Annotated in this window: 13 protein-coding genes; 4 read left to right on the top strand and 9 right to left on the bottom strand. The window is 66.9% G+C overall.

Features of this window, described 5'->3' with window-relative positions; genetic code table 11:
* Nucleotides 1–2 precede the first annotated feature (2 nt).
* Both ACSE4D_RS09270 and ACSE4D_RS09265 read left to right on the top strand, forming a co-directional pair.
* On the top strand, nucleotides 3–1,157 hold the full coding sequence (locus ACSE4D_RS09270; protein ID WP_135541639.1) for an ABC transporter: 1,155 nt from the start codon (nucleotides 3–5) through the stop codon (nucleotides 1,155–1,157).
* A 64-nt stretch (nucleotides 1,158–1,221) separates the two neighbouring features.
* Nucleotides 1,222–2,181 carry a hypothetical protein gene (locus ACSE4D_RS09265; protein WP_135541641.1) on the top strand — a complete coding sequence of 320 codons (960 nt, stop codon included), beginning with the start codon at nucleotides 1,222–1,224 and terminating at the stop codon, nucleotides 2,179–2,181.
* Nucleotides 2,182–2,287: 106 nt separating this feature from the next.
* Here ACSE4D_RS09265 and ACSE4D_RS09260 read toward each other — a convergent pair whose 3' ends face one another.
* The 4 genes from ACSE4D_RS09260 to ACSE4D_RS09245 all read right to left on the bottom strand — a co-directional run bounded on the left by ACSE4D_RS09260 (nucleotide 2,288) and on the right by ACSE4D_RS09245 (nucleotide 7,454).
* Nucleotides 2,288–4,258 carry an NHL domain-containing thioredoxin family protein gene (locus ACSE4D_RS09260; RefSeq protein ID WP_135541643.1) on the bottom strand — a complete coding sequence of 657 codons (1,971 nt, stop codon included), beginning with the start codon at nucleotides 4,256–4,258 and terminating at the stop codon, nucleotides 2,288–2,290.
* A 129-nt stretch (nucleotides 4,259–4,387) separates the two neighbouring features.
* A complete protein-coding gene (locus tag ACSE4D_RS09255) occupies nucleotides 4,388–5,221 on the bottom strand; it encodes a heme ABC transporter ATP-binding protein (RefSeq protein ID WP_135541644.1) in 834 nt (277 codons plus the stop codon).
* Nucleotides 5,215–6,429 (bottom strand): FecCD family ABC transporter permease, encoded by a 1,215-nt coding sequence (locus ACSE4D_RS09250; protein ID WP_240690016.1) that lies wholly within the window; start codon nucleotides 6,427–6,429, stop codon nucleotides 5,215–5,217. The genes ACSE4D_RS09255 and ACSE4D_RS09250 overlap by 7 nt, the downstream gene beginning before the upstream one ends.
* A complete protein-coding gene (locus ACSE4D_RS09245) occupies nucleotides 6,426–7,454 on the bottom strand; it encodes an ABC transporter substrate-binding protein (RefSeq protein ID WP_135541646.1) in 1,029 nt (342 codons plus the stop codon). The genes ACSE4D_RS09250 and ACSE4D_RS09245 overlap by 4 nt, the downstream gene beginning before the upstream one ends.
* Nucleotides 7,455–7,762: 308 nt before the next feature.
* On the opposite strand from ACSE4D_RS09245, the gene ACSE4D_RS09240 reads away from it, so the two are divergent.
* Nucleotides 7,763–9,223, top strand: coding sequence for an alpha/beta hydrolase-fold protein (locus ACSE4D_RS09240; protein ID WP_167854471.1), 1,461 nt, complete (start codon nucleotides 7,763–7,765; stop codon nucleotides 9,221–9,223).
* On the opposite strand, the gene ACSE4D_RS09235 is transcribed toward ACSE4D_RS09240, so the two are convergent.
* Nucleotides 9,214–9,954 (bottom strand): YggS family pyridoxal phosphate-dependent enzyme, encoded by a 741-nt coding sequence (locus tag ACSE4D_RS09235; protein WP_135541650.1) that lies wholly within the window; start codon nucleotides 9,952–9,954, stop codon nucleotides 9,214–9,216. The two genes, ACSE4D_RS09240 and ACSE4D_RS09235, sit on opposite strands and share 10 nt — an antisense overlap.
* A 121-nt stretch (nucleotides 9,955–10,075) precedes the next feature.
* Entirely contained in the window at nucleotides 10,076–10,981 is a 906-nt protein-coding gene (gene mmsB / locus ACSE4D_RS09230; protein ID WP_135541652.1) for a 3-hydroxyisobutyrate dehydrogenase, read from the bottom strand.
* Between the two features lie 140 nt (nucleotides 10,982–11,121).
* Between mmsB and ACSE4D_RS09225 the strand changes: the two genes are divergently transcribed.
* Entirely contained in the window at nucleotides 11,122–11,997 is an 876-nt protein-coding gene (locus ACSE4D_RS09225; RefSeq protein WP_135541654.1) for a LysR family transcriptional regulator, read from the top strand.
* A 78-nt stretch (nucleotides 11,998–12,075) separates the two neighbouring features.
* Here the strand turns inward: ACSE4D_RS09225 and ACSE4D_RS09220 are convergent, their stop codons facing one another.
* The 3 genes from ACSE4D_RS09220 to ACSE4D_RS09210 form a co-directional block, all read right to left on the bottom strand.
* Nucleotides 12,076–12,822 carry a 3-hydroxybutyrate dehydrogenase gene (locus ACSE4D_RS09220; RefSeq protein WP_135541656.1) on the bottom strand — a complete coding sequence of 249 codons (747 nt, stop codon included), beginning with the start codon at nucleotides 12,820–12,822 and terminating at the stop codon, nucleotides 12,076–12,078.
* A 61-nt stretch (nucleotides 12,823–12,883) separates the two neighbouring features.
* On the bottom strand, nucleotides 12,884–14,230 hold the full coding sequence (locus ACSE4D_RS09215) for an MFS transporter (protein WP_135541658.1): 1,347 nt from the start codon (nucleotides 14,228–14,230) through the stop codon (nucleotides 12,884–12,886).
* A 370-nt stretch (nucleotides 14,231–14,600) separates the two neighbouring features.
* Complete coding sequence (locus ACSE4D_RS09210) at nucleotides 14,601–16,655, bottom strand: cytochrome c oxidase assembly protein (protein WP_135541660.1); 2,055 nt, start codon at nucleotides 16,653–16,655, stop codon at nucleotides 14,601–14,603.
* Nucleotides 16,656–16,822: the final 167 nt, after the last annotated feature.

The raw sequence follows: 16,822 nt of genomic DNA, 5'->3' as shown, positions 1-16,822 counted from the left end.
AGTTGAACGATGAATTGTCCCTCGCGGGGCTGCAGCTCGACGGACGCGAGATCGATCTAGGACGTCTGCGAGCAGGGACAATGCTCGGACTCATGGGCAGCCCGGACAGCACCACTGCGGTGGTGCTGTCCGCGGCGACCCTGCCCCACGTCGCACCACCGCCACGCTTCCCGACCGGATCCCGGTCGGGTCGTTCGCGTGTGCGCAGCTGGATGAAGAAGTACCTGCGTGAAGCCGATGCCGGATCTGGGGAGGCGGCATCGGCAGCGTCTCAATCCGCTGCACTGACAGCATTCGGTCTGCGTCCGGAGGTCCTGCGCCGCCGGATCACGGATCTCGAAGCGACCGATCGTGCCCGCCTCGCCCTGGCCGCGGCCTGGGCGAGCGGCGCGAAGTGGCTGACGTTCATCGATCCCTTCGCTTCGGTCCCGAGCCACCTGCGCACGGGACTGCGCAACCGCTTCGCCGAACTCGTCGCCCACGAGGGGCGCGGAGTCGTGTTCAGCTCCAATTCGCTCACCGACCACACCATCGCCGAGGCGGGGGTGGCCGATATCGAAAAGGACCAGCTCGTCGCATTCGGATCCCTGGAGCAGATCGTCAGCGAGCCCAGGGGCTCACTGCCTGCCGAGCTCAGCGGAGTCAACGTCTATTCGGGCCTGGCCCGCAAAGGATGGCTGTTCATCGGCCATTCGGCCGTGCGCGCCCGCACCGAACTCGACGGGAAGGTCTTCGTCACCCTCGGGTGGCGTGCCGCCCTCCTGTCACTGGACGAACACGACCCGGCGTTCACCTCGGCGACGGTGTTCGAAGCCATCGTCACCGGATTGCGTGATCGCGGTACCTGCCTGCAGGCGAAGCTCTCGCCGGTCGACACCGAGATGGGGCTCGCCCTCGACGTCGACCTGGCCGACCTCGCCGGTGTGCCGGACCGAAGGCCTGCGGGCACCGATGATGCGGAGGACGCCCCGGACGGGGACGAGGAGCCATCGGCTGCGGGAGACGCGACCGCAGACGGCCGGTCCTCGGCCGGTTTCGGCATCATCCACCCCGGCCTCGGCGCCACGATCACCGAACTGCGTGAAAACGTCAGGGTCGGCACCCACGTCTTCGTCGAGGTCGACACCTCCGCACTGCATGCCTACCCGGTGGAATGAGGCTCGGCAGATAGACTGAGACCTGCTCAGTCCCCGCTCAGTCCCCAATCGAATCAGGAACGACATGCGAACCTCGCGCAGACTTCTGATCTCGGCGCTGACGGTCGTCGTCCTCACGGTCGCCGCCGTTCCTCTCCTCAACTTCACCCTCTACACACCCGCCCGCGCCGCCGAAGCCTATATCGGTGCGCTCGAACAGGGTGACGCGAATCGTGCTTTCTCCTATCTCTCCGCGCCGACTCCGAACTCGACGTTGGCGCTCAGCGATGAGGTGCTTTCGGCGGCCCCCGATCTGCCGCGGGAAGCCGAAGCGAAGACTCTGTCCGTCGACGGCGATCACGCGAAGGTCCGCCTCAGCTTCAACCTCTCCTCGCAGGAGCAGACGATCGATCTGACGATGGTCCGGCTGCCCGCGAGCGCGGGGCTCTTCGACCGGTGGGCCATCGAACAGAAGGAGTGGCCGACGCTGTCACTCAACGTCTCCGGTTCGTCGACGGCGACGATCAACGGCTATGGGGTCAGCACCGGAAAGGTGCCCGTGCTGTTTCCGGCCAGCTACCTCGTCGGCTTCGATGCGACGTATCTGAAGTCGAAGTCCGAACGCGCCGAGGTGACCGCTCCCGGCGACTCTCCCACCGTCACGCTGTCGCCCGAACCGACGGCCAAGCTCGAAGAGACCGTCGAACAGCAGGTCACCGACCATCTCAAGGACTGCATGAAGTCGAAGACCCTCATGCCCTCGGGCTGCGTCTTCGGCTACGACACGGACAACACGATCATCGGCGACATCACCTGGTCACTCGAACGCAGCCCGCAGATCGGCCTGACCTCGTCGGGCAACGACCTCGAACTCACCCCGTCGACGGTCGAGGTGCGGGTCAAGGGCCGCTATCGAGACATCGTCACCGCGGCCGAACACGACCTCGACGAGAAGCTCTCCTTCGTCCTCGGCGGCTCCGTGGTCGTGAAGTCGTCCCGGGTCAGCTACGAGCCGCGCCGCCTCGGTGACGTCTCCGTGGTCTGATGCGTGCGGCGTCGTCTCATGCGGATGGCGTCGTCCGATGCGTACCGCGCTGAGCGCATGCTGCCGAGCGAACGGCACTTGAACCAACGGCGCTGGGCCGAGCGTCTCAGGTGCCGCGCAGATCGAGGTTGAGTTCGTTCGGTGCCGAGTCCGCGAGATCGACCGGAATGCCCCAGTCCTGCTGATAGAGGTGGCAGGCCGCGTGCAGGGGGATCTCTCCCCCGGGCTCGCCGTCACAGGCGGCGGCTCGAGCGGTCACATGGAGCACTCCCCCGTCGAGATCCGGGTTGATGACGATCTCGCGGTTGAGCCCCTCGGCTCCTCCATCGCCGGAGACGATGAGCTCGGGCGGGGTCGCTGAGACCTGCAGGAACGTGGGATCTCCCCACCGGTCGTCGAGCTTCTGCCCCGCGGGCACCGTGAAGCTCACGCTCAGCGACACCGGGCCGGAGGCGATTTCGGTCGACGGTCGCTTCGTCGTCAGCGCCCCCTCGTCGACCGTCTGGGCGTCCTTGGGCAGTCTCACCCTCGTCAGCGCGTGGGAGGCGGACTCGACGACGAGGAGCTCGGCCTCACTCGAGGACTCGGAGCCGCCGTCGGGGTCATCACCTCGGCCGGAGGAGTCGCCGTCGCCGGCTGCTGAGTCGACGACGAGGATGTCCGAGGGTTCACGCAGACCGCGGGCCAGGGTCGTCACTTCCTCGGTGTGCGGGTCGTAGCGGCGGATGGCCCCGTTGTAGGTGTCGGCGATCGCGATGGACCCATCGGGCAGGGCGCGCACTCCCAGCGGATGCTGCAGGCGCGCCTCGGCGGCGGGGCCGTCGCGGAATCCGAAGTCGAAGAGGCCGACTCCCACGAGCGTGGTGACTTCACCGGTGACGGGGTCGAGGCGACGAATCGCCGAAGTCTCGGAATCGGCGATGAGCACCTGACCGTCGGCGTCGAGGTCGAGGCCCGAGGACTGGGCGAACCACGCGGATTCGGCGTCTCCGTCGCTCAGCCCCTCATTCATCGTGCCCGAGAGGATGCGGATCGCTCCGTCCTTCGGATCGAACGACCAGATCGTGTGGTTGCCGGCCATCGCCACGACCACCTCGGCGGTGGAGGGGACGAAGAGGACGTCCCACGGCGACGAGAGCTTCACGTCGAGCCCGGGGCCGTCGTATCGTCCCAGTTCACCGTGTTTGCCGCGGACATTGTCGATGGCGCCGACCATGTGCTGCTGCCCGGTGCCGGCGATGGTCGTCACGGTTTCGGATTCGAGATCGATCCCGCGCAGGGTGTGGTTGACGGTGTCGGCGACGACGATACCGTACCCGACCTCGGCGGCGAGGTCGTCGGGCAGCACGGTGATGCCGCCGGGCTCGCTGAACGACGCCGAAGCGAAGTCGCCGTCCGCGGCCCCGCGCTCTCCCGTGCCGATGCGGCGGATGATCGTGGTGCCGTCGGCATCGTATTCGACGAGGCCGTGGTGGCCGGAGTCAGCGACGAGGAGATGCCCGGAGGGCAGACGAGTGACCTTGCCGGGGTAGAACAGGTCTGTTTCGGGTGCCGGCGGCGGAACGTAGGGGCCGTCACCGGAATGCAGCGTTCCCTTGGCCGAATGCTCGTCGATGAGGCCTTCGATGATCTCGGTGAGCCCAGCGGCGTGGCCCTCTCCGGACATCGTCGCCACGAGGTAGCCCTCAGGGTCGATGACGGCCAGGGTCGGCCAGGCGCGAGCGGTGTAGGCCTGCCAGGTGACGAGGTCCGGGTCATCGAGGACGAGGTGTTCGACCTGGTAGCGTTCCACGGCCTGGTCGACGGCCTCGACGGTGCGTTCGAACTCGAACTTCGGCGAGTGGACGCCGATGATGACGAGTTCCTTCGCGTACTTCTCCTCGAGGGGACGCAACTCGTCGAGGACGTGGAGGCAGTTGATGCAGCAGAAGGTCCAGAAGTCGAGGAGGACGACCTTGCCGCGCAGGTCGGCCAGGGTCAGCTCCTTGCCGCCGGAGTTCATCCATCGGCGCCCGACGAGTTCGGGGGCCCGGACCTTCACGGCGTGCGAGGCGGCGGTCTGCGGAGTGGAGTTCATGCCTCCATCTTCACAGATCCGGCGCCGAGGTGGCAGTCCGGGTGTCACGATGTGACCGGTCAGACGGGCCGGTCAGACGGACAGGTTCCGAGGGACCGGTTCAGACGGACCGGTCAGACACGGACCGGTTCAGACGGGGACGAGGATGGGAGTGTCGATCCCTTCGGCTTCGAGGCGGCGCACGCGCTGGCCGTAGACCGCTTCGACGAGTTCCTCGCTCAGCGCCTGTCCCGGGGGACCATCGGCGACGAGGCGACCGTCGCCGAAGACGAGCACCCGATCGGCGTAGCGCAGAGCGAGGTTGAGATCGTGGAGGACGACGATGACTGCCGCCCCTTCGTCGCGCAGGCGTCTGACCGAGCGCAGGAGTGACTCCTGATGCCTGAGGTCGAGCGCGGCGGTGGGCTCGTCGAGGAAGATGATCGGCGTCGTCTGCACCCTCGTGCGCGCATAGGACACGCGGGCGGCCTCCCCACCGGAGAGCGTGGTGATGTCACGATCCTCGAAGCCGCACAGGTCCGAATCGGCGATCGACTCGGCAACGAGGCGGTCATCGCGGTCGACGTCGACGTCCCAGGGCAGGCGCCCCATGTGGACGGCCTCCTCGACGCTGAAGGCGAAGTTCGCACTGTTGTGCTGAAGCATCACCGAGCGCCTGCGGGCCAGCGGCCCGGACTTCCATGACCTCACCTCCGTGCCGGCGATCTCGACGGTGCCCCGGGTCGGAGCGATGTCGCCGGCCAGAAGGGAGAGCATCGTCGATTTTCCCGCTCCGTTCGGGCCGACGAGCGCGACGACCTCACCGTGGCGGAGACTGAACGAGATCCCGGAGACGAGTTCCCGTCCATCCACGCAGAAGGTGACATCCTGGGCCCGGACGACCGCCTCGGCGGACGTGGTCGCCTGCGGCTGAGGGCCGGAGCCGTGGGCATCGGGGGTGCGGCTGTGTTGAGTCTTCACCATGAGCTCTTCTTCATCCGGACGACGAGGAACAGGAAGAACGGGGCGCCGACGGCCGCGGTGAACAGGCCGATCGGGACCTCCGAGGGCGGGGCGACGACGCGGGAGGCGCAGTCGGCGGCGACGATGAGGATCGCCCCGGCGATCGCGGAGATCGGCAGCAGGCCGCGGTGGCCGGGGCCGACGATGATGCGCACGATGTGCGGAACGACGAGGCCGACGAATCCGATCGCGCCGGCGAAGGCGACTGCGGCACCCGTGAGCAGTGCGGTGGCGATGATGATGATCAGACGGCTGCGTCGGACATTGAGGCCGAGGTGTTGGGCTTCGCGTTCGCCGAGCGTGAGGACATCGAGGGCACGCGAGTTGACCAGGACGATGGCAAGACCGATGAGGAAGATCGGCAGGGTCGCCCAGAAGTGCGGCCAGATCACCTTCGCCAGCGACCCCATCTGCCAGAAGGTCAGCGTCTGGAGCTGCTGGTCGTCGGCGATGAAGGTGAAGAACCCGGTCAGCGCCTGACAGCCCGACCCCACGGCGATGCCGACGAGCAGCATCCGCGAGGTGCCCGTGTTGCGTCCGGGACGCGCCAGCACATAGATGAGTCCGGTGACGGCGAGGCCGGCGAGGAAGGCCCCGATGGGCAGCAGCCAGGTGATGCTGCTGCCCGCGAGCACGATGACGCTCACAGCACCCGCCGAGGCTCCGCCGCTGACCCCGATGATCCCGGGGTCGGCGAGGGGGTTGTTGAACAGGCTCTGCAGCGCCGCGCCCGAGATCGCGAGGGCCGCGCCGACGAGCACTCCCATGAGCACGCGGGGCACGCGCAGCTGCCAGACGACGGAGACGTCGCGCTGGCTGAGGTCGGCACCGTCGACGACACCCAGTTGGGCCCCGACGATGCGCGCGACCTCGGCGAGGGGGATCCGCAGCGGACCGACCGAAGCAGAGACGGCCATGAGCACCGCAAGCACCGCCAGGCCGATGATCACGCAGGTGAGCAGCGGGAGTCGGCGGACGGTGTGGCGCGCCTCGGTGCCCGAGCCGGCCCTGCGGCCTCGCCCAGCGGAGCCGGTCGGGGCCGCAGGATCGACCGAACGCCCGAACGCCGCCGAGGCGCCGGTGGCGTCCGCGTTCTCGGTGGCATCCGGTCCGGCCGGGGCGCCTGCGGTGCCCGGGGCGGCGGTGCGAGTCGGAGCCTTCGGGGTCACGGGAGCTTCGCGACAGCCTCGGCGAGGGCCTGAGCCCCGACTCCGATCTCAGGGCTCGAGTACTTCAGCTGAGCATCGAGCATGACGAAGACCGCGGAGTTCTGGCCTGCAGGAGTCTGATCGAGCGTCGGGAACGCCTTCCACAGGCCGTCCTCGCCGCCCCACTTCTCGTAGTCGGATTCGGCCATGACGATGACATCCGGCGCCGAGGCGACGATGCCCTCATTGCTGAACTCACGGGAGTAGCCGCGCAGCTTCGACTCCGCGCCCACACTCGTGTAGCCGAGGGTCTCGATCATCTCATTGCCCGGAGTCCCAGTGCCGGCGACCGCGTTCTGCCCGCCGGCTCCCGTGGCAGTGACCTCGATGATCGACAGATCCTGCTTGCCCGAGTCCTTCGCGGTCTTCGCGGCATCGGCGAGCTGGTCGTCGACGGTCTTCGCGAGCTCTTCACCCGCCTCATCGGCACCGACGTAGGAGGCCACGGCCTTGAGTTTGTCCGATTGGGACTGCTGATCGTCCATGACCACCGCATCGGTGCCGGCGTCCCGGAACTGACCGGCGACGTCACCGTGGCGCTTCGTGTTGTCGCCGATGAACAGGGCGCCGTCCATCGCCAGCAGGCCTTCGACCCCGGTGCTCTTACTGAACTCGAAGTGCTGCGGGGCATCGATCCCCTCGGGCGCCGCCGAGTTCTCGGGCGCGGCCTCGATGTTGTCGGCCAGGCCCAGCGCGCCGAGCGTCGATGCGACGCCGTCGCCGGCGACGATGATCTTGTCGATGTCCTTGACCTCCACCTCGGTGCCGGTGCCGTCGGTGACCGTGGCAGGCAGTTTCGGTTCCGCCTCGATGCCGGAGAAGTCGCTCGTACCGCCGACCTGGGACCACCCTTCGGGAAGTGGAACCGAAAGTTCGGAACCCGCCGCTTCTGCCGGGGTATCGTCTGCGGCCTCGGATCCGGTGCCGCCGCAGCCGGCGAGTGCCAATGCGCACACGGCGCCGATGATCGAAAGTCCTGTTCTCATTGCTCTCCTCAAGAGGGACGTCGGCCACGGTGTGGACCGGCGCTGTCATGCCCGACGACCGTCCGCCGCGGGCAACGTCATCGTCTGTCGCAGTCAGCGCGCCGTCGGGCAACGATCCGGGTCGGAGATCTCAGCAGCGACCAGGACACCTACATTGGCAAGGCTAACCTAATCGACTAGACTAGCAACGTTGCCAGTCGGCTTGTCCACTCGCCGTCACAGTTGCTCACAATGTGGGCGGCGAGGCGGGGCCGGACAGGCGGACGGATGACCGCCGTCAGAGAGCCGCCGCAGAGAAGGAGAGCTTCGTGCGATTCAGCGAGATTCTCACCGAGTTCTCCACCATCAATGCTGGCCAGAGCGCCGACCTCGGAAGTCGAGAGGCATTGTTCTGGGAGGAGGTCACGCGCTCCGGCACACCTCTCGTCGACGCCTGCGAAGATGACCCCGGTCAGTGCGATGTCACGTTCCTCTACCGCGCAGTCGATCCCACTATCCGCAGTGTGAGACTTTCGGCCAATCGGGTGACCGATAAGCACCGGCAGGATGCCGGCGTGATGACTCCGGTCCCGGGCACCGGGATCTGGGGCGTGACGCTGCGACTGCCGGCCGACCTCCGGTGCTCCTACGGTTTCAGCCCCTCGGCCTCCGAGACTCCCGAGCCTCTGGGTTCTCCGCAACGGCCCGGGCCGGCCGTCCTCGTCGACCCGCTCAACCTCGATCCGCCGCTGACGCGCCCGGACCAGCCGGGACCGGGCGAGGGCTCGTCGGTGTTCTCCGGCCCGCACGCCCCCGACCACGGGACGTGGCTCTTCGACGCGGGACCGGCGCCCATCGATACGGATCGTGATGCGGTGGCGGGCAGCCGCCTCGGCGAAGACTGCGACAGCCGACTCTTCGTGGCGGGCGACCGTGAGATCGGCGATGTCAGCTGCCCCGTGCGAGTGTCTCTGCCGAGCGGCGCTGCCCCGGCCGGTGTCCTCGTGCTCTTCGACGGGCTTCAGTGGTTCGACCATCTCCGGGTGGATCGGGCCGTGGCCGCGGCCGGACTGCCGGACCTCATCATCATCGGCATCGGCACCCGCACGGTGGAACAGCGATCGCACACCCTGGCCGGCAATGACGCGTTTCTGCGCAGCGTGGCCGATGAGCTGGTGCCCGCGATCGAAGCCGAAGCGGCCGCACACGGATGTCCTGTGCCCGAGGACGCCCGCCGAATCATCTGCGGTCAGAGCCTCGGCGGGCTGTCGGCGCTGCTCATGGCCCAGGTCAGCCCCGGCACCTTCGACGCCGTGCTCGCCCATTCTCCGTCGCTGTGGTGGCGTCCCGGCGGGTCGGCGACGCCAGCGGATCTCGCCGAGATGACCGGGGACGACTGGACGGCAGCGCGTTTCCTCGCCTCGGGTTCAGGTGCGAATGTGCATACGGCGAGGGCGGCTGAAGGGGCGGGGCCGGATGCCGCCGCCGGAGTGGGTGCGCGAACAGACGGGTCCGGAGCAGGTTCACGGACGGCCAGGGCCGGGGTGGGCGCTGAGCAGGTCCACCTCGCCGTCGGAGATCGTGAAGGTCCCATGGTCGATCGCGCCCGGCGGATGGCCGAGGTTCTTCACGACCTCGGATGCCGCACCTCGCTGTCGGTCTACTCCGGCGGACACGATTTCGCCTGTTGGCGTGTGGAACTCATCGCCGGTCTGCGCCACGCGTTCGAACCGTCCCCCTCGCGCCCCGCCGATGGTGAGACGCGGGTCGGCTCAAATACTCAGGAGTAGTCGCGAGCACCGAAGATGCTCGAGCCGACGCGCACGATCGTCGCCCCCTCGGAGATCGCGAGCTCGAAGTCACCGCTCATTCCCATCGACAGTTCGGTCGCCTCGGCGGGCATGACACCGGACTCCCGCAGGCGTTCGCTGAGTTCGCGCAGGTCGGAGTAGCTGGGACGGATCACGTCGGGGCTGCTGCCGGGAAGACCGATGGTCATCAGGCCGCGCAGCCGCATCCGGTCGAGCGTCCTCGTCTCGGTGATCAGCGCCTCGGCGTCCTCGGGAGCGACACCGAACTTCGAATCCTCCCGGGAGGTGTTGACCTGAACGAAGTAGTCGAGGGTTTCGTCGAGCACGCCAAGACGATTGTTGATCTTCTCAGCCAAGGGGAGGTTGTCGACGGACTGGATGCAGCTGGCATGCCGCAGCGTGTGGTTGACCTTGTTCCGCTGCAGAGGACCGATGAGGTGGGTCTCGGGGTTGAGGTCAGCGATCGCTTCCGCCTTGCCGGTGATCTCCTGAACCTTGTTCTCCCCGATGAGAGTGAACCCGTGCTCGAGGGCGACTCGGATCTTCTCGGCCGGCTGGGTCTTCGTCGCCAGGAGCACCCGCACCTCATCACCGCTGCGGCCCGCCGATACGGCGGCGGCGCGGGCACGCTCGGCCACCTCGTCGAGGTTGCCGGTGATTCCGGCGATGACGTCCGGGGACAGCGAGGAGGATGAATCAGTCGTACTCATGCCTCCAGTCTTCCACGAGCCGCACGAAGTTTCAGGTCGCCGAGGCGGTGCGGACCCCAGGGTCTCGGCGCTGGTGCCTCGATGCGGACGGCGCTGCCGCCTCGGCGCCGGTTCTTCGGCCTTACTTCGGCAGTCCCTCGGCGTTGGGGTCGATGTTCTTGATCAGGGCCGTGGTGTCGAGGCCGCCGAGATCCTCATCCATGAGCTTCTGCAGCTGTGCGTGGACGAGTGACGCAGCGGGGAGGTCGACGCCCTGAGTCTCGGCGCCGGCAAGAGCCAGGCCGACGTCCTTGTGCATGAGCGCGGTGGCGAAGCCGGGCTTGAAGTCGTTGTTCGCCGCCGACGTCGTCGTCACACCGGGCACCGGGTACCAGGTGCGCAGCGGCCAGGAGTCGCCCGAGGACACCTTCGCGATGTCGTAGAAGACCTTCGGGTCGAGGCCGAAGCGCTCGGCGAGGACAGCGCCCTCGACGACACCCTGCAGGCTGATCGAGAGCATCATGTTGTTGACGATCTTCGCGGCCTGACCGGCGGCGTCGCCACCGGCGTGGAAGATGTTGCCGGCCATCGCCTCGATGAAGGGGCGGGCCTCTTCGACATCGGCGTCGGCGCCGCCGAGCATGAAGGTCAGGGTGCCCGCCTCGGCGCCGGTGACACCACCGGAGACCGGGCCGTCGACGAGACGGAAACCGGCCTTGGCCGCCTCCGCGTGGAGGACGCGTGCGGAGTCGAAGTCGATCGTCGAGGAATCGACGAGGAGGGTCTTCGCATCCGCGTTGGCCAGGACACCGTCGGGCTCGAGGTACGCGGTGCGGGCATGCTCACCCTTGGGCAGCATCGTGAACACGATATCGGCACCGGCGACCGCCTCGGCGATCGAATTCACGGGGTTGACACCGTGCTCCGCGGCTGCAGCCACGGCTCCGGGGACGAGATCGTAACCATTGACGGTGTGACCGGCCTTGACCAGGTTCGCAGTCATCGGGCGGCCCATATTTCCCAGGCCCACCCATCCAATCGTCGACATAATATGCCTCCTCGCATCATGTTCTTCTGGTATGCAGTGTTCCCTCTCACAGTACGCCAGTCGGTCGGCGCACGCCCGGTCCGAACGCTCACCTCTTCCGCACCGGATATGTGCGTACACGCAGATAGAATGGACGGACTATGGCCACCTATGCACCCAGCGGTTCCGGCCAGCAGATCGCCCCCGAGGATCTGCTGACTCTGCTCGCTGTCGCTCGATTGGGGAAGTTCACCGCCGCGGCACACAGCCTCGGCCTCAACCACACGACCGTCTCTCGCCGGATCGCAGCGCTGGAGAAGGCCTACGGCGAACGAGTGCTCGTGGCCTCTCCCGACGGATGGGAGCTCAGCGCGGCCGGACGTCAGCTGCTGCCGATCGCCGAGGACATCGAGGCCGCCCTGGGGCGGATCGACGCGCACACGAGTTCGGCGCTGTCCGGAACGATCCGGTTGGCCTGCCCGCAGGCCTTCGCCCTCGAGTACGCGGTGCCTGCGCTCACCGCGCTCCAGCAGAGCCACCCGGGGCTGCAGATCGAACTCATCACGGCCACCCAACGGGTGCGCCAGTATCGGTCCGGAGTCGACATCGAGATCGTCGTCGGCCGCCCGGACGCACCGCGGTCGATCGCCAAGCACATCCGCGACTATCGGCTCCAGCTCTACGCTTCGCAGGACTACCTCGCCGAGCATGGCCGTCCCCGCAGCCTCGACGAACTGGCCCGGCACCGGATGATCTACTACATCGAGAACTCCCTGCAGGTCGACGACCTCGACGAGGCCGCCGATGCGCTGCCGCGCGGCAACGGATTCTTCCGCTCCACCTCGGTGCACGCACACGTGCTCGCCACGTCCAACGGAGTCGGGATCGGGATTCTGCCGGACTTCCTGGCCCGCCATAACTCTCGGCTGCGGCAGGTGCTGCCCGATCAGTTCTCGAAACGGGTCTCCTATTGGGCCTCGGTCCGCCACGAATCCCTCCGCAATTCCGGAGTCCGCAGCGTCCTAGAAGTCCTCTGACCCCAATTGCTACGTGACGGCGGCCCAGCAACCTCGCGCGAGGTTGCTGGGCCGCCGTCACGTAGCAATTGGGGAGGGTCAGGCGGCGGTCCAGCCTCCGTCGATGCTGTGGGCGCTGCCGTTGATGACGGCGGCGGCATCGCCGGCGAGGAAGAGTGCGATGGCCGCGACCTCCTCGGGCTCGGCGAGCCGGGGCACCGCCGAGTGGCCGAGGAAGACCTGCTCGAGGACTTCCTTCTCACTGATCCCATTCGTCTTCGCCTGGTCGGCGATCTGCCCCTTGACCAGCGGTGTGAGCACATAGCCGGGGTTGATCGCATTGCAGGTCACACCGTGCGGCCCACCCTCGAGGGCGGTGGTCTTCGTCAGCCCCATGAGTCCGTGCTTGGCGGCGACGTAGGCGGACTTGTTCGCCGAGGCCCGCAGGCCGTGGACCGAGGACAGGTTGATGATCCGCCCCCAGCCGCGCCGGTACATCCCCGGCAGCACGGCCTTCGTCAGCACGAAGGGAGCTTCGAGCATGAGGGTGCTGATCAGCCGCCACTCCTCGAGCGGGAACTCCGTGATCGGGTGGATCCGCTGGATGCCCGCATTGTTGACGAGGATGTCGGTGTCGACATCGATCGTCTCCAGCGCCGAGGTGTCGGCCAGGTCGACGGCCCACGCTCGACCGCCGATGCCGGAGGCCACGGTTTCCGCGGCCTCCGCATCGAGATCGGCGACGGTGACCTCGGCTCCGGCCTCGGCGAGGGCCTCGCTGATCGCCTTGCCCAGTCCCGACGCGCCCCCGGTGACGAGTGCGCGTCTGCCTGTGAGTTCAACCATCTGCCTGTCCTTCCTTCGTCGTCGATGTGCCGTGGGGCCGCTGACCCCGGCGGGTCCTGTCTCAGGCGACTCCGCGACGCACCTTGTCCGCGGTGTCGAGCGAGCGCAGGTCGATGCCCTTCGTCTCACGGGTGTAGAGGAGCGCGATGAACGACACGATCGCTGCGGCGAGAAGGTAGAGCGCGATCGGAACCGACGAGCCGAATCCCTTGAGCAGAGCCGTCGCGATGAAGGGTGCGAACGATCCCGCGACGATCGCGGTCACCTGGTAGCCGGTCGAGACGCCGGAGTTGCGCATCCGGGTCGGGAACATCTCCGCCATGATCGCCGGCTGGCCGGCATACATGAGGGCGTGGAAGACCAGGCCCAGGAGCAGGGCGACGAAGATCATCACCGCGTTGCCGGTGTCGTACATCGGGAAGGCGAAGAATCCCCAGGTCGCGGTGAGCACGATGCCCACACCGTAGGGCATCTTCCGCCCGAACCGGTCGGTGGCCGCACCGACGAGCGGAACGAGGACCGCATGGATCGCGTGTGCGCCGAGCAGCAGACCGAGGATCTCGCCCGATTCGATATGCGCTTGGGTCGACAGGTAGGTGATCGAGAAGGTGACGACGAGATAGTAGTGGATGTTCTCCACGAAGCGCAGCCCCATGGCGGCGAAGACCTCACGCGGGTAGCGCTTGAACACGGCCTTGACGCCGTAGTCCACGCCTTCCTCGATCTCTTCGGCCTGGACCTCGTCGAAGATCGGGGCATCGGAGACGCGGGTGCGGATGTAGTAGCCGATGATGACGATGACGGCCGAGAGCCAGAAGGCCACTCGCCATCCCCACGACTCGAACTGAGCCTCGCTGAGGCCGGCATTGAGCGCAAGGAGCACGCCCGTGGCCAACAGGTTGCCCAGCGGGACACCGGACTGCGGGAAGGACGCCCAGAACCCGCGTTCCTTGTTCGGTGAGTGCTCGGCGACGAGCAGGACGGCACCGCCCCACTCACCGCCGACGGCGAAGCCCTGGACGACGCGCAGCAGCACGAGCAGGATCGGGGCCAGGGCGCCGATCGCCGCATAGGTCGGCAGGCAGCCCATGAGGAACGTGGCCACGCCGACGAGGACGATCGAGAGCTGCAGCAGCTTCTTGCGTCCGTATTTGTCCCCGAAGTGGCCGAAGACGATGCCGCCGACGGGACGGGCGATGAAGCCGACCGCATAGGTGGCGAAGCCGGCCAGGATCGGAGTCAGAGGATCATCCGAAGGCGGGAACAGAACGTGGAACACAAGTGTGGCTGCGGTGGCATAGAGGAAGAATTCGTACCATTCGACAACCGTTCCGGCCATCGAGGCGACGACGACCTTGCGCAGCTGTGCGCGGATCGACTTCCTCTCGGTGTTGTTCTGAGAACTCATGACTCTCCTTATTTCCACGATCCGCGTCACCGTTGAATGCGCGAATCGACTTCCACTGGCACCTGTGCCCGACCGGTCCGGTCTTCGCCGACCGCTTCTCTGCGGTTGTCGATGGCGTCGGAGCCCAGGCACATCGGCGCTCGGATATTTCTCATCCAAGCAACAGTGTGCGTCACGTTACAGACTTTTGGACAATCTCCTGGAAGGAATCCGAGAATTTCCGATGCCCATTCGTGCACACCCGATGTGCACCGTCAGCGTCGACGGCAAGTACGTCGATGAACAGCGGCGAGGGCAAGCACTCCGATGAACAGCGGCGAATCGTGCGCTGGGCCGCGCCGCTCACTGCTTCGCCTCGGGGCGACTGAGCTCAACGTCGCCGTTGGCCGATCTGGGCGTCACGTTCGGCCATCGAGGCGAGCATCGCGTTGTACGCGCGCAGCTCGGCGTCATCGGTGCGGTCCTCGTTGCGGTCGATGCGTTTGGCTTCCCTGTCTGAGGACTTCGCCCACTGCAGGGCGACCGTGATCGCGACGAACAGGGTCGGGAACTCGCCGATTCCCCATGCGATGGCCCCGCCGAGCTGTTGGTCATCGATCGCGGTGTAGCCCCATCCGGCGCCGATGTTGCCGAACCAGTCACCGGCGATGAGGACACTCGAACTCATGATCGAGATCCCGAAGAAGGCGTGGAAGGCCATCGTCACCAGCAGCATCACCAGCCGCAGAGGGTACGGCGGACGCTTCACGCCCGGGTCGATGCCGATGAGCGCCTGCCCGAACAGGTACCCGGCACCGAGGAAGTGCGCGATCATCAGTTCGTGCCCGATGTGCGTATCGAGCGCGTAGTACATGATTCCCGAGTAGTAGAAGACCACGAGGGAGCCGGCGAAGTTCACGCTCGCCACGATCGGGTGCGCGAGGAAACGCAGATACGGCGTGTTGACCAGCCACAGCACCCATTCGCGCACACCGACGGAGCCGTCCCGTCGGGCCTTCGTTCCGCGCATGAGCATTGTGATCGGCGCACCGAGGACCATCGGCAGCGGCACCACCATGACGAGCAGCATGTGCTCGATCATGTGCGCAGAGAACTGCACCTCCCCGTAGACGCGGGGCCCTGCGGAGGTGACGTAGACAAGGAAGACCATGCCGATCAGCCAGCTGATCAGGCGCAGCACCGGCCACTTGTCGCCGCGACGGCGGAGGTTGATGAAAGCGATGACGTAGGCGACCGAGGTGCCCACCGCGATCGCGATCCACAGCGGATCGATCGCCCACTGAGTGAAGTAGTGCTCCAGGTTCGGCTTCGGCGGGAGCGGATCGCCGGTGAGGATCTCGGCCGGGGTGGGGTCACCGACCGGTTCCTGCGGCACCGGCGGCTGCGACCGCGCCAGGGCCACGGCCAGTCCCATGGTGGCACCGAAGATGATGAATTCGACGGCGATGAGACGCCAGAATTCCACCGTCGCCGAGGCGGCTGTGCCCAATCGTGCGATGACGAACTGACGGTGCCAGAATCCGATGAGACCCAGCAGAACCGTCGCGAACGCCTTCGCCAGGATGACTTCCCCGTACGGGGTCATGAGGTCGTCGAAGCTGTGCACGCGCAGCAGCGCGTTGACGACGCCGGAGAAGACGACGAGGCCGAAGGCGATGAGCGCGATCGTCGAATACCGTTGGATGACTGCGCGAAGACCATCGGATTTCGCCAGTCCGGCACCGAGGAGGGCGATGACGAAGAGTCCACCGAGCCAGATGGCCGCACCGAGGATGTGCAGACCGAGGCTGTTGACGGCCTGCGTGTGCCCGGACGCCTCAGCCGAGTGGCCCATGAGCGCCAAGGGGATCATCACACCGACGCTGAGCACCCCGGCGGCGGCGATGCCGATATGGGAGCGGGTGCCGAAGCACAGCGTGGAGGCGATGGCGATGAGGACGACGATGAGCACCCACAGCTGCCCGTAGGCGATCTGCGTGACGAAGACGCCGAGCTGGTTCGAGAAGTCGAGGTAGGCCTGCGCACCGACGGTGTCGACGAAGGAGAACACGAGCACGGCGACGGCCGAAAGCGTCCACACGACCGAGGAGAACTCGGCGATGCGCAGAGTCTTCGTCCACAGCGGGTCGAGGGGGGCCTCCTCGGCGGCCTGTTTGTGTCGACGGCGACCGCCTGCTGTGCGCGGGAGGATGAGCACGGCGAACATGAGGGCCCCGACGGTCAGGGACATCGCGATGTTGAAGACGAACTTCGCCGCAGGCAGGCCGAAGCGGACGACGGAGCCGGGGTCGTTGAGCAGCGTGGGGTTCGCGGCTCCGGTGAAGAACAGCGCGGCCACACCGATGATGAGACCGAGGAAGACCACGATGGGGACCGCGGCACGTTGGACGAACCGAGTGATCGGTTCGAAGATTGGAGAACTCACTGCGCGCGGACCGCCCCTTCTGACATGCCTTCAGTTTATCTCTCGATCTTGAGACTCAGCGAACCGGGAGAGTCCTCCGTGGCCGAGATCTTGGGGGAGCCGCCTCGGCGAGGGTGGACGCCGTCGGCACGGGGGCGGATACGCCCACGAAACAGCTGCACCGCCCC

It is taken from the genome of Brevibacterium sp. FAM 27836, assembly GCF_051351055.1.
Lineage (GTDB): Bacteria > Actinomycetota > Actinomycetes > Actinomycetales > Brevibacteriaceae > Brevibacterium.
This window is presented reverse-complemented; position numbering and strand designations above follow the sequence as displayed.

Coding starts and splice junctions, on each gene's coding strand:
- ACSE4D_RS09265 (WP_135541641.1), top strand. CDS start 1,222: ATGCGAACCTCGCGCAGACTTCTGATCTCGGCGCTGACGGTCGTCGTC.
- ACSE4D_RS09260 (WP_135541643.1), bottom strand. CDS start 4,258: ATGAACTCCACTCCGCAGACCGCCGCCTCGCACGCCGTGAAGGTCCGG.
- ACSE4D_RS09255 (WP_135541644.1), bottom strand. CDS start 5,221: ATGGTGAAGACTCAACACAGCCGCACCCCCGATGCCCACGGCTCCGGC.
- ACSE4D_RS09245 (WP_135541646.1), bottom strand. CDS start 7,454: ATGAGAACAGGACTTTCGATCATCGGCGCCGTGTGCGCATTGGCACTC.
- ACSE4D_RS09235 (WP_135541650.1), bottom strand. CDS start 9,954: ATGAGTACGACTGATTCATCCTCCTCGCTGTCCCCGGACGTCATCGCC.
- mmsB (WP_135541652.1), bottom strand. CDS start 10,981: ATGTCGACGATTGGATGGGTGGGCCTGGGAAATATGGGCCGCCCGATG.
- ACSE4D_RS09225 (WP_135541654.1), top strand. CDS start 11,122: ATGGCCACCTATGCACCCAGCGGTTCCGGCCAGCAGATCGCCCCCGAG.
- ACSE4D_RS09220 (WP_135541656.1), bottom strand. CDS start 12,822: ATGGTTGAACTCACAGGCAGACGCGCACTCGTCACCGGGGGCGCGTCG.
- ACSE4D_RS09215 (WP_135541658.1), bottom strand. CDS start 14,230: ATGAGTTCTCAGAACAACACCGAGAGGAAGTCGATCCGCGCACAGCTG.